The following is a 15,123-nucleotide window of genomic DNA, read 5'->3' as shown; positions in this document are numbered from 1 at the left end:
CTTACCGGTTTTATGCGCCGGATATGCCTGCTTTTCGGTATACTACAGAATCCAACCGTTTGCCTTCTGCCTTAACCTTGTTGCCGTGTCTGATCTGACTGTTTCCTTCGTGCAGGCCTCCCTCCAGTGGCACGATCCGCAAGCCAACCGCCGGGAGCTGGGTCGCCATATCGACGAAATATCCATTGCCACGGATTTGATTGTGCTGCCGGAGATGTTCACTACCGGCTTCAGCATGAAGGCGGCGGAGCTGGCCGAGCCCATGGACGGCCCCACCACCGACTGGATGCGCCAACTGGCCGCCGCCCGCGACGCGGTAGTGGTGGGTAGCATCATCATCAAAGACCAGGAGGCCTACTACAACCGCCTGCTGTGGGTGCGGCCCGATGGCACCATCAGCCACTACAACAAGCGCCATTTGTTTACCATGGCCGGGGAGCATGAGGTGTACAGCCCGGGCCAGAGCCGCCTGATTGAGGAGTGGCGGGGCTGGCGCATCTGCCCCCTGATCTGCTACGATTTGCGCTTTCCCGTCTGGAGCCGCAACCCCCTCGACAATCCCTACGACCTGCTGCTGTACGTGGCCAACTGGCCCGCCATCCGGCGCACGGCCTGGATAACCCTGCTGCGGGCCCGGGCCATCGAAAACCTGGCTTACACCATGGGCGTGAACTGCGTGGGGCTGGATGGCAACGGCCACGCCTACACCGGCGACTCGGCCCTGCTGGACATGCGCGGCGAGTATCTGGTGGAAGTCGGCAACCAGGAAACCAGCATCACCCGCGCCCTGCGCCGCTCCGAGCTGGAGGCCTTCCGGGAGCGGTTCCCGGCCCTGCAGGACGGCGACCATTTTGCCCTGCAAAGCCTGGTGCTGCAGCAGCCCGCCTCCCGCTAAGCCCTCGTAAAACCCGAAAGCCCGCGGCATCTGCTACCAGATGCCGCGGGCTTCGGCGTGTGTAACGACCAGGGAACCGGCTACCGTCCGGCCGCTACCTCCAGGCGACGCACGGCCGTTTCGCCGGTCAGGGCCTGGCAGTGCACCAGGTAAATACCAGCGGCCAGCCCCGTCAGGTCCAGTTGGTGCTGGCGGGCGGCGGGGGTAGCGGGCCGCACCACGCGCCCGGCCAGGTCCAGCAGGGTAACGCGCACGGGCTGGGCCGCTTCCACGGTGGCGGCGGCCACGGCAGGGTTGGGGTACACCTGCAGGGGTAGGGTAGCCTGAGCCGTTTGCTGAGAGGTAATGAGGCGGTTGCGGGTTATGAAGCTGGTGACACCGCCACCCTCCAGACCCAGAAACAGCTCGGGGGCGCCGTCGGCGGTGAGGTCGGAGGCGGCGGGGGCGTAGTGGAACAGGGCGGCCGTGCCCAGGCGCCCGGCCAGAAACTGCCCGGTCAGGGCGTTATAAAACAAGTTGGTGCGGCCCTGGAAGGCGCCGGTCTGGCCGCGGTAATCCGGAAAAAATCGAATCTGGCCACTGGCATCAGCCGTCAGCAAATCGGGGCGGCCGTCCCCGTCGAAATCAGCCACGGCGGGGTGCAGGTTCACGGGGCGCTGCCCGGTAGCGGTGCGCAGCTGCCCGAAGTCGGCCTCCTGCAGGGCAAAGGCCTGGCTCAGGTTAGCTGCACCCGTATTGCGGTAGTAGCGCAGGGAGCCGCCCTCGTCGGGGGCGTTAGTTCCCAGCAGCAGATCCACCCGCCCATCGGCATCCACATCCGTGAAACAAAGCGCGTTGCCGGCGCTGGCGGGCAGAGTAGCCAACGTAGCCGGGGTAGTACCAAATACGGCGGCCCGGCCCGGAGCGGCCGTATTGAGCAGGTAGTACACGGCATGGGTGGTAGCCTGGGCCGCCGTGGCGCCCGGCCGGGTAGCCGAGTACACCAGGTCCAGGGCCCCATCCCGGTTGAGGTCGGCCAGTACGGGCTTCAGCTGGGTGTATTTGCGGCTGAGCAGGCCCAGATAATCGGTGGTGACCAGCTGAAACGCGGGCTGGGTGGCCGTGCCCGTATTGCGGTACAGGGTCAGGCCGGCCCGGTAGAACCCGCCCGCGTTGTTGCGGCTTACGCCGCCCACCAGCATATCCAGCAGCCCGTCGCCGTCCACATCCCCGAAGGTGGGGGCGGCGGCTTCGCTTACCTCCAGCATGTCGCGCTGCAGAAAATCGGTTTGCTCGCGCACCAGATTCGGGGCCGCGCCGGTGCCCGTGTTGCGGTACAGCCACACCGACTGGCGGGTTTCCACGGTATCCACGTTGTCGTAGAGATTGGGGGCCACCAGCACATCGGGGCGCCCGTCGAAGGTCACGTCGGCGAGGTAGGCGGCCGGGAAGTTGGGCACGCGGGCGGCGGCGGCTCCGGCCGGAAAGGCGGTGTTCAGGCCACTGCGGGGCATGCTGGCGGTTTGGGCCGTGCCATCGTTGCGCAGGCTCACCAGCTCCGGGCAGTTGTCGCGGCCCGTGAGTACGTCCTGGTCCCCGTCGCCGTCCAGGTCCAGCAGCGTGAGGTTGTAGCCGCCCGTGTGCTGGGGCCGCAACGGGGCCGACTGGCACTGCTCGGTGCCGAACGCGAAGCTCGTGCACGGGCCCAGGCAGGCCGAAAAGCGGCCCCATTGGTCGGAGCCCAGCGCGAACTGCAGGCCCCCGCAGGCGGCGGTGGCAGTATTGCGATAGTAGTTCACGGCCGGAAACGGCGAGGCAAAGTCGTAGGTCACAATGTCCAGGCGGCCGTCGCCGTTCACGTCCCGGATGTCGGGCATGTTGTAGCCCCCGCCCGTGATGTTGATGTTGCCGCCCAGCAGGGGGTCGGGGTCGAAGTAGGTGAGTTGGCTGGTAACCAGCTGGAAGCCCGGCCGCCCCTGAGCATCGGGCACGTGGCGGTACACCCGGATATTGCCCCCGTTGGCGTAAGTAAACAGGTCGGGTCGGTTGTCACAGTCGTAGTCGCGCAGCAGGGCCCAGCTTTGCAGGCCGGCCGGAAACAGGGCCTCGTACTCGGGGGCGTACTGCCAGGCCCGGCCCGTGGGGGCGGCCACGCTCAGAAACGTAAACACCCGGCCCGCAGCCCTATCAAACACAAACAGGTCGGGCTCTTGGTCGGCGTTGAGGTCGATGTTGGAAAATTGGGGCGAATTCAGGCCCCCCACCCAGGGGTTGCGCAGGGTATTGGTGCCGTGCACTACTTTTGCCACGTCGCGGTACTCAAAGCCAAAGGGCGCGCTGCTCTGGGCTAAAGCCGGAAAGGAAATGCCGCCGAGAAGAGCGGCCAGAAAGCTGGCGGTAAAATACTGGCGCATGCATACGGGCGTTATGGTCCGAGTTACGAACACACTTCTACTGTCCTAAGTTACATGCAAAACCGCACGCCCGACCTCGCGGCGCTCTACCACCGGTACCGGGCCGCTTCGGCCGTCAGCACCGACTCGCGCCAGCCCCAGGACGGCACTTTGTTCTTTGCCCTGAATGGCCCCTCGTTCCGGGGCCGCGACTTTGCCCCCCAGGCCCTGGCCAAGGGCGCCCGCCACGCCGTAGTGGACGACGAGGCCCTGGCCGCCCAGGACCCGGAGTGCTACACCTTCGCCCCCGACCCACTGCTGGCCCTGCAGGAGCTGGCCCACTACCACCGCCGCCAGCTGATTATTCCGGTGCTGGCTATTACCGGCTCCAACGGCAAAACCACCACCAAAGAGCTGGTGTACACCGTGCTGAGCCGGCGCTACAAAGTGCAGTACACCCGCGGCAACCTCAACAACCACATCGGGGTACCGCTTACCCTGCTCAGCATCCGGCCGGGCGAGCATGAGGTGGCCATCGTGGAAATGGGCGCCAACCACCAGGGCGAGATTGAGCTGCTTTGTCGCCTGGCCGAGCCTACCCATGGCCTGATTACCAACATCGGGAAGGCCCACCTGGAGGGGTTCGGGGGGGTAGAGGGCATCGTGAAGGGCAAGGGCGAGCTGTTCCGGTTTCTGGAGCAGGTAGGCGGCCTGGCCTTCGTGAACACCCTCGACGCCCGCCTGCCCGGCATGGCCGCTACTGTGGCGGAGCGCATTACCTACCCCGGCCCCACCGACAGCTACCCCGCTGAGCTGATCAGCGCGGCCCCGCAGGTGGTGCTGCGCCTGTTCGAGGGCACGATGGTAGAGGCCCAGATTACGGGCGGCTACAACTTTCCGAACCTGGCTGCCGCCGCCGCCGTGGGCGCCTACTTCAAGGTAGAGCCGGCCGCCATTGCCGAGGCGCTGGCCAGCTACGCGCCCACCAACAACCGCTCCCAGCTGGTGCGCACCGCCCACAACGAGCTGGTGCTGGATGCCTACAACGCCAACCCCAGCAGCATGACGGCGGCGCTGAACAGCTTTGCCGCCCGCCCCGGCAACCCCGCCGATAAGGTGGTGGTTCTGGGCGACATGTTTGAACTGGGCCCCGACAGTGAGGCCGAGCACCGCGCCATCGGGCAGCTGCTGAGCGGCCTGCCCTTCGGAACGGTTATCCTGGTAGGTCCCGATATGCGCCACGCCGCTTTGGATGCCAGCTTCCTGCACTTCGCCACCAAGCCCGAAGCCGCCGCCTGGCTGCAGGCCCACCCCCTGCGTAACCGCCAGCTCCTGATCAAAGGCTCCCGCGGCATGGGCCTGGAAACCCTGGTGGAGCTGGTGTAGGAGGTGATGAGGGGATGAGGTAAATGGTGACAGGTGAATGGACGACTGGCGGCAGACTTCTGGCCGGAGGCCAGGCGTCTGCCCGCCGGCCAATGGGGCAAGTCTCCTGACTTGCGGCCGCCGAAGGCGGCCAGCTCGCGCTTGCGCCATTCGGGAGCTTTTGAACTGCTACCCCAACCATCCTTTCTAAGAGGAAAGCCCGTGCAACACTGCTGCACGGGCTTTTTTTCAGTGGATGCTATAGCCCGGCTATACCCAGGCCGCTCTGGTGGCGCAAGCGGCGCAGACGCGAGCTGGCCGCCGTTGGCGGCCGCAAGTCGGGAGACTTGCCTAATTGGCCGGCGGGCAGACGCCTGGCCTCCGGCCAGAAGTCTGCCGCCAGCCATCCTTTCACCTGTCACCATTTACCTCCTCACCCCTCAAAACGGGCTGTCTAATTCCGCGAGGGTGGGCAGGATCTGGTCTTTGGCCGAGACGGTAGGATTTTCTACCCCCCACTGAATGCCCAGGGTGGGGTCGTTCCAGAGCAGGCCGCCCTCCGACTGGGGGGCGTAGTAGTTGGTGCACTTATAAAGGAAGAGCGTGTTGTCTTCGAGGGCCGTGAAGCCGTGGGCAAACCCGGGCGGCACGTACAGCATGTTGTAACGCTCCGAGTCCAGCTCTACCATCAGGTGCTGGCCGTAGGTGGGCGAGTCCCGGCGGATGTCCACGATTACGTCGAGGGCGCGGCCCTGGGCTACGCGCACGAGCTTGGCCTGGGTGTAGGGCGGCTTCTGGAAGTGCAGGCCCCGCACTACGCCCCGGTCGGAGCGCGACTGGTTGTCCTGTACCCACTCGCCCACGATGCCGGCCTCGGTCATTTTCTGGGCGCTGAACGACTCGAAAAAGGCCCCGCGCGCGTCGCCGAACACCCGGGGCAGAATTTCTACTACCCCCTGTATAGCAAAGTATCTAAACTCCATGTAGTCTTAGTTAATGATGTAGCAGTCCGCCGCCGCAAAATTAGACGGAATTACGCGCGGCTTGCACTGGTGCCGGTTACTTCCCGCACAATGTTGAGGTATTTATCCAGCACAATGCGCTCATCGAACTTCTGCTCGGCCAGGCGGCGGCCGGCGCGGCCCATCTGCTCCAGCTCCGCGGCGGGCAGGCGCAGCACCCGCAGCATTTTCTCGGCCAGATCGGGGGCGTTGCGCACGGCGCAGAGCAGGCCGTTCTGGCCGTCCACCACGGTTTCGCGGCAGCCGGGCACGTCGGTGGTGACGATGGGCTTGCCCATGGCGGCGGCTTCGAGCAGGGTTTTGGGCGTGCCTTCGCGGTAGGACGGCAGCACCACGCAGTCGGCCTGCCGGATGTGGGCCGCCACGTCGTCGGAGGTGCCCAGGTACTCCACGTGGCCGGCCTGCAGCCACTGCTCAAACACGGCCCGCTTCACGCCTACCCCCCCGCTTTCGTCAATACCCCCGAGCAGCTGCACGCGGGTGCCGGGCGCGGCCTCGCGCACCAGCCGGGCGGCCTCAAAGTATTCCTCCACGCCTTTCTCGTAGAGCACGCGGGCAATCATGAGGAAGGTAAACGGCTCGTGGCGCTCGAACGTGGGGGCGGGCCGGAAGCGGTGGGTATCAATGCCGGAACCGGGCAGCACGTCGGTGATGCGCTTCTCCACCAGGCCGTGCTCCAGAAACAGCTGGCGGTCATCGTCGTTCTGGAAAAATACCCGCTTCGGGAACCGGAACGCGAAGCGGTAGAGGCCCAGGGCCACTTTGCTTACCAGGTTTTTCACGATAAACACCGTGCCCAGCCCCGAGACGTTGTTGACGCTGGGAATGCCGGCCAGCTTGGCGGCCAGGGTGCCGTAGATGTTGGGCTTGATGGTGTAGTGCAGCACCACGTCGGGCCGCTCGCGGCGGTAGAGGCGGTAGAAGCGGCGCGTGAGCTGGGCATCTTTTACGGGGTTGGTGCCCTTGTTTTCCATCAGGATGGGCACGAAGCGGCAGCCCAGCTCGGTTTCCAGGCGGGCCGAGTAGTCGTCGGGGGGGGCAATGGCCAGCACCTCGTGGCCGGCGGCCTGCAGGGCCTGCACCAGGCTGCGCCGGAAGTTCCAGATGTTCCAGCTGGTATTAATTACAATGGCAACGCGCATAGAAAAAGCCCGGCCCCATTCGAGGGGCCGGGCCGCAAAGATACGGACGCCGCCAGAAGCGGTTTTCCCTATGTGGGGGGTTAGTGCTGAATCCGGACCCGCAGGCGCTTGTAGCCCTTGGCCGGGCTCCGCACTTCCAGGTAGTAGATACCGGCCGGCAAATCGTGGGTAGGGAGGCGGAGGGTGCCGGACTGGGCGTTTAGCTGCCGGACGGGCTGGCCGTAGCTGTTGTAGAGGGTAGGGGCGCCGGCGGCCTGCTCCAGCACCAGCTCTTGGTCGGCGGGGTTGGGGTAGGCGCTGCGGAAGCCATAGACCTCGCAGTCAATACAGTCGCGGGGCGGACCGCCGCCGTTATAGCACTCTTCCCGGAAGGGAACCGTAGCCAGGATGCCATCGGAGGTGCCGCAGGCGTTGGTGAAGCGGGCAACGGCTGAGCCATAGACGGCATTATCAGGGAAGCGAATCTGCACAACGCCACTGCCCTGCCCGCTGATGATGGTGCCATCGGTGGTCCAGACCACGCCCGTGACATCGGCGGGTGAGCCGTTCATGAGCTGGAAATACACGGTACCGCAGGGCTGCGGGGGCACGTATTGTCCGTTGCTGGTGGGGTAGTAGCCGTTGATGAATATCTCAGCGGGGGTGGCAGAATTGCCGACCCGAAACCGGTAGGTAGCGGGGTTGCTGGCCGCGCAGCTGTTCACGTCGTTGTAGGCCCGCACTTGTACGGTAGCATCGAAGCTGCCTGACGCGGGAGCCGTAACCCGCACTTGGCTACCGTTGCCGGTCAGGTACGCTACCTGCAAGCCAGGGCCGCTGGTTGTCCACTCGTAGCGCAACGCCCCTACGGCCGATGCACTTAAATCGGTACTGGCCCCATTGCAGATGACAACCGGCTGGCTGCCGGAAATTACGGGGGCGGCTACTTGATTAGAATAACTAATTGATTTTTATAAAGATGCCTCGCAGGCGGGTACTACGCAGGCATAGCGGGCTGTAACACCTATCTGGAATATATTGCTCCCACCGGCAGGCGCACTGCCAGTTGGTATAACGGATATGCTGGCCGCGTTGGAGCTACTACCCGATGCAAACGCCCATCCGGCGGGTAGGCTCCACTGAAAAGAGCTGACTCCAGCCTGGCTGGTAATAGCCGTGAGCGTAAGGGGACTTCGGTCGCCGCAGGTGAGGCTGGCGCGGCTGGCCGTAACGCTGCTGATTACGGGCGTAGTACGACGAATTACTACACTCTGGGCAAAGCTAATAAGCGTGGCCGGGGGGTTGCCGTAGGCTGGGTTCTGGTTGCAGTCCTTGCTCCAGATAACCACGCGCACTACTTGGCTGAACTGCCCGGCTGGTACTGTAATAGTAATGGAATTGCCACTCAGCCAGCGGCCCGCGCCAAATTCTGTAGCCTGCACCCCATTGACGACGGTAAAGTTGCTGGGAATCTCCCACACATAGGCCTCGGCCGGGTACTGGCGGGCATCGTCGTAGTAGTATTGTGGCACGGAGAGCGTGAGCGTCTGCGCCCCGCCGCACAGGGGCAGGTCCGTGCCACCACTGCTGGTGATTGGCCCGTTGATGTTTATCCCAAATACACTCTTGATGATAACTGAAGGTGATGGAGAGATGGGCACATCGTCCCAAACCGTATTCCCATTCGAGTCTTTCCTGGGGCGTTGTAACCCAGCCGCGACAGAGCCAGTGGCACCTGTTCCCCACTTTACTTGATACTCCGCTGTATTGGTGTTCGTGTTTACGCTTGGAGAGTTCAGTACTGCGCCACCGGTAGCACTGGCACCATTAATTCGGTAACCTGACGGAATGCCTTCTAAGATATATACAACTGTTTGGTTAGGACATACTGCTTTGGTGTAACTACGAAATGCCTGGGCATAAATAGTATTCACTCTTAGCCAGCAACTTAAGATTGTTAATAGAATTATTTTAGTGGAGCAGGGTAAATACTTTCTTGACATTATAAAATGATTAAAACTGGAAGAAAACAGAGCATTTTTATATTAGATACGCCCGAACAAGTAATGCACACTCAGCTGGCTTACAGGGCGAATCTCTACCCTAATATCACGATCTTTGAAGTGGCCAGAACCAGTTGACAGTATCTGTTCTGTGTCTTTAACCCGGCGGGAGAACTCGCTTTTCCATGTAGAGTATGAGTATTGAGCAAGTAGTGTAGTTTCTGCGCTCAGATATAGGAAACGCCGGAGATGGAAGCGAATGCCCGTTAGTGGGCGTACAAAACCGCTATATGTACGCTGCCTAGCTTGTTGATCCATGCCTATAATAGAGTAGGCCCCGTTAAACAATTCACCATTTTCTGAATACTCTCTAAGCAGCCAACTCGTATAGGCGGCCCCCACGTCCACCCCGGCGTAGGCCACACAGCGGCGGCTGAGCGGGCGCTGCCATTCCAGGCCAGCGTAGGCTTGCAGCCCCGTGTCGGTTTGGCGGAAGTCGCGGTTGGACAAGGGCACCGGGTCGTAGCGCTTCTGGTAGCGGTAGTTGGCCACCGCACCCAGGCGCAGGGCCCGGGCGGGGGTGAGCTGGCGCTTATAGAGCACCCCCAGGGGCAGGCTGCGGTTGTTCTTGAACAGGCCCTCCAGCACGGGGCTGGCCGTCAGGCCCACCTGGTGGCGGTACGTGGTGGCCGAATCCGGGACCGAGGGAGGGGTCTGGGCCCAGGCGCCGCAGATGGGAGTCGCCAAGGCTACACAAAACGCCATGCGTAAGCGCATAGTGAATAGGTTAAGAAATGAAAAAAGACGTGTTGCAATCATCTAAGAGCGCCCGAACAGGTAATGCACACTCAACTGGCTCACAGGGCGAAAATTGAGATTCAAACGGTGTTCCTGGAAACCACCGATGTCGGTGCCTATCATCTGGCCACTGTCTTTAAACCAACGAGCAGTGCTACTCCTCAACTTATAATATGAGTACTGTAGAGGTAAAGCTGCCTCCGCACTCACGTACAGGAAGGAGCGGAGATGATAGCGCACTCCGGCTAGTGGACGCACGAAGGCAGTATAAGTGCGCATAGTCAGGTCTTCATCAAGTGAGAAAGTGGTGTTTATACCGTTGTATAGGGCACTGCTCTCACTGTACTCTTGTGAAAACTCGTTGCTGTAGGCGGCTCCCACGTCCACCCCGGCGTAGGCTACCCAGCGGCGGCTGAGCGGGCGCTGCCATTCCAGGCCAGCGTAGGCTTGCAGCCCCGTGTCGGTTTGGCGGAAGTCGCGGTTGGACAAGGGCACCGGGTCGTAGCGCTTCTGGTAGCGGTAGTTGGCCACCGCACCCAGGCGCAGGGCCCGGGCGGGGGTGAGCTGGCGCTTATAGAGCACCCCCAGGGGCAGGCTGCGGTTGTTCTTGAACAGGCCCTCCAGCACGGGGCTGGCCGTCAGGCCCACCTGGTGGCGGTACGTGGTGGCCGAGTCCGGGACCTGGGCCGCGGCCGGAAGCACTGCCCCGCCAAGCAGCGGGAGCAGGAAGGAGTAGTAGCGCATGCTAACAGAGGAATAAGGAAAAACAGAAGCGGAGAGGCGGGCAGCTGCCCCGCAGCGTAGGCCGCCGGCCGTACGCCCCGGCAAGGTTACAACAGAAAAAGGCCAACCCGCCAGGACAAAACCAGGGTTTTTGTAGGGCTGGTTTTTCGCCTCCCGGCCCTCGCCCGGCCCGGCGGCGCGGCGGCAGTAACCTGGGTAGCAGGGGGTTCCGGCCACCTGCCCCCTCCTGCTGCGGGCGGCTACTGCTCAGGTTGTGACATGCGCCCGCCCTGCCCCCCACCGGCCGCCCACCCTGGCCGGCCTGCCCGGCAGCCCCTATCTTTGCCCGTCTATGGCTGCTTTTCCCTTTTTCCTGCGCCTGCACCTGGTGGTGGTGCTGGCGTTTCTGCTGTTTTACCTGCTGAAAGCGGGGCTGCTGCTCTCCGGCCGCCTCGACATGCTGCGCACGCTGCGCGCCCGCACCCGCATCGTGGACTCGGGCCTGGGCCTGCTGATTCTGGCCTCGGGCGGGGCGCTGCTGGCTACCCTGCCCGGGAGCGTGCCGGGCTGGGTGTGGGTGAAGCTGGGCCTGGTGCTGGTGCTGCTACCCCTGGCTATTGCGGCCATGCGCCGCCAGCAGAAGCTGGGCGTGGTCCTGACGCTGCTGGGGTTCGTGTACGTGTACGGCGTGTCGGAAACCGGCTCCCTGGCCCTGCAGAAGCCCGCCGTGCCGGACGGCGCCACCGGCCCCGCCTACGCCAGCGGCCCGGGCCTGGCCGAGGCCACCGCTACCCCCGAAGCCGACGCCCCCGTGGACACGGCCGCCCATGCCGCGCCCGGCCTTTCTGCCGCGGAGGCTGCTACCCTGGCCGCGGCCACCGAAGCCACCGAACCCGCCGAGGCACTAGCGGCGGGCAAAACACTGTTCTTGCAGCGGTGCGCCGTGTGCCACGGCCCCGATGGCAAGCTGGGCCTCAACGGCGCCCACGACCTGACCAAAAGCAACCTGAACACCGCCGGCCGCGTGTACATGGTAACCAACGGCCTGGGCAAGATGCCCGGCTTCAAAGACCAACTCACCGAAGAGCAGATCCGGCAAGTGGCGGAATACTCTCTTACTCTGAAATAACCCTGCCCCTACCCGCGCCGCTTACGCCGGCCTTTTTCCTTTCCCACCACTATGGCCAAAGAATCTAAACGCCGCCAGAACAGCACCCGCCACCACGGCTCCTTCGATACCGTGAAGGGCCGGGCCGGCCGCATTCTGGCCCAGGGCAACAAAGACGCCACCTACGAAACCGCCGCCGAGGCCGAAACCGCCGTGCTGGTGGCCGTGCCCGACAAGCGCCAGGCCGACGCCCGCACCCAGGAATACCTCGATGAGCTGGCCTTCCTGGCCGAAACCGCCGGGGCCACCGTTACCAAGCGCTTCGTGCAACGCCTCGACAAGCCCGACCTGCGCACGTTCGTGGGCGAGGGCAAGCTGGAGGAAATTAAGGCCTACGTGCAGCACACCAATGCCAGCATGGTCATCTTCGACGACGACCTCTCGCCCTCCCAGCTGCGCAACCTGGAGGCCGAGCTGAAGGTCAAAATCGTGGACCGCTCCCTGCTCATCATTGATATTTTCGCGCAGCGGGCCAAAACCGCCACGGCCCGGGCCCAGGTAGAGCTGGCCCAGTACCAGTACCTGCTGCCCCGCCTCACCGGCCTCTGGACTCACCTGGACAAGCAGCGCGGCGGGGGCGTGGCCCAGCGCGGCCCCGGTGAAACGGAAATTGAAACCGACCGCCGCGTGGTGCGCGACCGGATAGCCTTCCTGAAGGACCGCCTCAAGGAGCTGGACAAGCAGAGCCACACCCAGCGCAAGGCCCGCACCGGCGTGGTGCGGGTGGCGCTGGTAGGCTACACCAACGTGGGCAAAAGCACCATCATGAACCTGCTGAGCCGGGCCGAAGTATTCGCCGAAAACAAGCTCTTCGCCACCGTCGATTCCACGGTGCGCAAGGTGGTGCTGGACACGCTACCTTTTCTGCTTTCTGATACGGTAGGGTTTATCCGGAAACTGCCCACCCGCCTGATTGAGAGCTTCAAGAGCACCCTCGATGAAATTCGGGAGGCCGATTTGCTGGTGCACGTCGTGGATATTTCCCACCCCACCTTCGAGGAACAGATTGCGGTAGTCAACGAAACCCTCAAAGACATTGAGGCCGCCGACAAGCCCATGCTGCTGGTCTTCAACAAGATTGACCAGTACACTCAGGAGCCGGCCGTAGAGCACCACGGCGGCTTCGAGGAAATGAACCCCGACGACGAGGAGGGCCCGGCCCCCCGCCCCACCCTGGAGCAGCTGAAAGCCACCTACATGGCCAAGCTCCACGACCCGGTTATCTTTATTTCGGCCCAGGAGCGCGAGAATCTTGATGAGCTGCGGGCCCTGCTCGTGCGCAACGTATCGGCCCTGTACCAGGAGCGCTACCCCTCCGTGCAGCCCGTGCAGCCCGACGATTCCGAAGCGTAGCGCATTTCTCGTAACTGATTTTCAGCGCCCGGCCCCCTACGGCCGGGCGTTTTTTTGTGCCCGTCAGGGGAGCGGCACTTCCTTTCCCTGGAAAACATGCTCCGGCTTCTTATTTCCTGTTCCGGTCAGGCAGCAAACCGCCCGGCCCGGCTCATTCCGGGATGCGGCAGGTGGCGGCCGGGGCGGGGCAGAAGGGCGGAGCCGCTTACCGGGCTGAGCTGCCGCTATTTACCGCTCCCTTCTCCTGTTTGCACTTATCTGAGAAATAGTATCAAAGCCGGAATACTGCGTTTTACCATATCTCTACCGTTTTATCAATTATTAAGCAAAATGTTCAAATATTTTCAATAAATTGGACGCTTCGCTCCTTTTCTCACAACCACACGCCTGTTTCTACGTTCTTACGCTTACGCTCTCTTTTTCACAACCAAAACACGTTCTATGAAAAAAACCATTTACGCAATGGCCCTGGCCTGCCTTGGGCTGGGTGCCTCGCTTACGGCCGAAGCACAGACGGTGCGCCAGTGCGCCACCATGGAAAACCTGGCCGCTCAGTTGGCCGCCGACCCGGAACTGGCCCAGCGCCTGGCCGGCATTGAGGGCCAGACCCAGGAGTTTGCCAGCCGGCCCCTGGCCCGGCGCGCCACGGCCGCTATTACCATTCCGGTAGTGGTGCACGTGCTGTATAACACCGCGGCCCAGAACATTTCCGACGCCCAGATTCAGTCGCAGATTGATGTGCTGAACGAGGATTTCAGCAAAACCAACGCCGACATCAGCAAAACGCCGGCAGCCTTTGCCGGGCTGGCGGCCAATGTCAACCTGCAGTTTGTGCTGGCCAAACGCACCCCCACGGGCGCGGCTACCACGGGCATTGAGCGCAAATCAACTACCAAGACCAGCTGGGGCACCAACGACGCCATGAAAAAGGCCAGCTCCGGCGGCCTCGACGCCTGGGACGCCAGCAAGTACCTGAACCTGTGGGTGTGCAACCTTTCGGGCGGCACGCTGGGCTACGCGCAGTTTCCGGGCGGCCCGGCCAGCACCGATGGGGTAGTAATCCTGACCTCGGCGTTCGGGCGGGGCGGCTCCTCGTCGGCCCCGTTCAACCTGGGCCGCACGGGCACCCACGAGGTAGGCCACTGGCTGAACCTGCGCCACATCTGGGGCGACGCCAGCTGCGGCAACGACCTGGTAGCCGACACGCCTACCCAACAGACCAGCAACTACAGCTGCCCCTCGTTTCCGAAGGTGACCTGCTCCAACGGCCCCAACGGCGACATGTTCATGAACTACATGGACTACGTGGACGACGCCTGCATGTACATGTTCTCCAACGGCCAGTCCACGCGCATGAACGCCCTGTTTGCTACCGGGGGCGCCCGCGCCTCCCTGGTTACCTCGAACGGCGGCACGGCTCCCGGCGGCACTACCCCTCCGCCTACTCCTACCCCCACCACCCCTACTTACTGCGCCAGCAAAGGCAACAACGTAGCCTACGAGTGGATTGACCTAGTGCAGCTAGGCTCTATCAACCGCACCTCGGGGGCCAACGCGGGCTACTACGACGGCACGGCCCTGAGCACTACGGTAACGGCCGGCTCCTCGCAAACCATCAGCTACTCGGCCGCCTACGCCTCCTCGGCTTACCCGGAGTACTGGAAGGTGTACATTGACTACAACCAGGACGGCGACTTTACCGACTCGGGCGAGCTGGTAGCCAGCCGTAGCAGCTCTTCGGCCAGCACCCTGACCAGCACGTTCACGGTGCCCGCCACGGCTAAAACCGGCGCCACTCGCCTGCGCATCGTCATGAGCGACGCCTCGGCCACTACCAGCTGCAACAGCTACAGCTACGGCGAAACCGAGGACTACACCGTCAACATCACGGGCGGCACGGCCCGCCAGGCCGGCGAAACGGCCGAGGCGGCCGGCTACCGCCTCTTCCCGAACCCGGCCACCGATGTGCTCAACCTGGAAATTCCGGCCGCCATCAGCCCCAGTGCCGTATCGGTGCGGGTGTTTGATGTGCGCGGGGCCGAAATGAAGCAGGTAACCTTCGATGGCAACCTGCTCCACATCGGGCAGCTGGCCCGGGGCGTGTACACGCTTCGCATCACGGATGGGCAGCAGGTGTCGCACCAGCGCTTTATCAAACAGTAAGCGGCCGGCCCCGGCTGGCCCGAGTTTGCCCGGCTTCGTATAACAAGACCCGCCCGCTCTGGGCGGGTCTTTTTCGTTTGGCAGCCGGGCCGGCCAATCTGAACATAACCTTTTCCAAACGCCACAGTAAAGAGGCCTGC

Annotated in this window: 12 protein-coding genes; 5 read left to right on the top strand and 7 right to left on the bottom strand. The window is 63.2% G+C overall.

The window, feature by feature from the left end; all coding sequences use genetic code 11:
• Positions 1 to 85: 85 nt before the first annotated feature.
• Positions 86 to 895 carry an amidohydrolase gene (locus tag GGU46_RS01965; RefSeq protein WP_317171833.1) on the top strand — a complete coding sequence of 270 codons (810 nt, stop codon included), beginning with the start codon at positions 86 to 88 and terminating at the stop codon, positions 893 to 895.
• An 80-nt stretch (positions 896 to 975) separates the two neighbouring features.
• On the opposite strand, the gene GGU46_RS01960 is transcribed toward GGU46_RS01965, so the two are convergent.
• Positions 976 to 3,288 carry a T9SS type A sorting domain-containing protein gene (locus GGU46_RS01960; protein ID WP_183401906.1) on the bottom strand — a complete coding sequence of 771 codons (2,313 nt, stop codon included), beginning with the start codon at positions 3,286 to 3,288 and terminating at the stop codon, positions 976 to 978.
• 54 nt (positions 3,289 to 3,342) lie between these two features.
• Here GGU46_RS01960 and GGU46_RS01955 point away from each other — a divergent pair, with 54 nt between their 5' ends.
• Positions 3,343 to 4,653, top strand: coding sequence for a UDP-N-acetylmuramoyl-tripeptide--D-alanyl-D-alanine ligase (locus GGU46_RS01955; RefSeq protein WP_183401905.1), 1,311 nt, complete (start codon positions 3,343 to 3,345; stop codon positions 4,651 to 4,653).
• A gap of 419 nt (positions 4,654 to 5,072) precedes the next feature.
• On the opposite strand, the gene rfbC is transcribed toward GGU46_RS01955, so the two are convergent.
• From rfbC to GGU46_RS01925, 6 genes are all read right to left on the bottom strand, one after another.
• Entirely contained in the window at positions 5,073 to 5,615 is a 543-nt protein-coding gene (rfbC, locus tag GGU46_RS01950; protein ID WP_183401904.1) for a dTDP-4-dehydrorhamnose 3,5-epimerase, read from the bottom strand.
• Positions 5,616 to 5,665: 50 nt separating this feature from the next.
• A complete protein-coding gene (locus GGU46_RS01945; RefSeq protein WP_183401903.1) occupies positions 5,666 to 6,796 on the bottom strand; it encodes a glycosyltransferase family 4 protein in 1,131 nt (376 codons plus the stop codon).
• 80 nt (positions 6,797 to 6,876) lie between these two features.
• Entirely contained in the window at positions 6,877 to 7,602 is a 726-nt protein-coding gene (locus GGU46_RS01940) for a T9SS type A sorting domain-containing protein (RefSeq protein ID WP_183401902.1), read from the bottom strand.
• 144 nt (positions 7,603 to 7,746) lie between these two features.
• Complete coding sequence (locus tag GGU46_RS01935) at positions 7,747 to 8,436, bottom strand: hypothetical protein (protein WP_183401901.1); 690 nt, start codon at positions 8,434 to 8,436, stop codon at positions 7,747 to 7,749.
• A gap of 384 nt (positions 8,437 to 8,820) precedes the next feature.
• The gene (locus tag GGU46_RS01930; protein ID WP_183401900.1) at positions 8,821 to 9,555 is read right to left on the bottom strand and encodes a hypothetical protein; all 735 of its coding nucleotides are present in this window, start codon (positions 9,553 to 9,555) and stop codon (positions 8,821 to 8,823) included.
• Between the two features lie 42 nt (positions 9,556 to 9,597).
• Positions 9,598 to 10,320 carry a hypothetical protein gene (locus GGU46_RS01925; RefSeq protein ID WP_183401899.1) on the bottom strand — a complete coding sequence of 241 codons (723 nt, stop codon included), beginning with the start codon at positions 10,318 to 10,320 and terminating at the stop codon, positions 9,598 to 9,600.
• A gap of 331 nt (positions 10,321 to 10,651) precedes the next feature.
• Between GGU46_RS01925 and GGU46_RS22280 the strand changes: the two genes are divergently transcribed.
• From GGU46_RS22280 to GGU46_RS01910, 3 genes are all read left to right on the top strand, one after another.
• Entirely contained in the window at positions 10,652 to 11,428 is a 777-nt protein-coding gene (locus tag GGU46_RS22280) for a c-type cytochrome (RefSeq protein WP_183401898.1), read from the top strand.
• Positions 11,429 to 11,479: 51 nt separating this feature from the next.
• Positions 11,480 to 12,820, top strand: coding sequence for a GTPase HflX (gene hflX, locus GGU46_RS01915; protein ID WP_183401897.1), 1,341 nt, complete (start codon positions 11,480 to 11,482; stop codon positions 12,818 to 12,820).
• Between the two features lie 441 nt (positions 12,821 to 13,261).
• Positions 13,262 to 14,983, top strand: a complete 1,722-nt coding sequence (locus GGU46_RS01910) for a GEVED domain-containing protein (RefSeq protein WP_183401896.1) — start codon at positions 13,262 to 13,264, stop codon at positions 14,981 to 14,983.
• The last annotated feature ends 140 nt before the right edge of the window (positions 14,984 to 15,123 follow it).

It is taken from the genome of Hymenobacter latericoloratus, from assembly GCF_014199535.1.
Taxonomy (GTDB): Bacteria; Bacteroidota; Bacteroidia; order Cytophagales; family Hymenobacteraceae; genus Hymenobacter; species Hymenobacter latericoloratus.
This window is presented reverse-complemented; position numbering and strand designations above follow the sequence as displayed.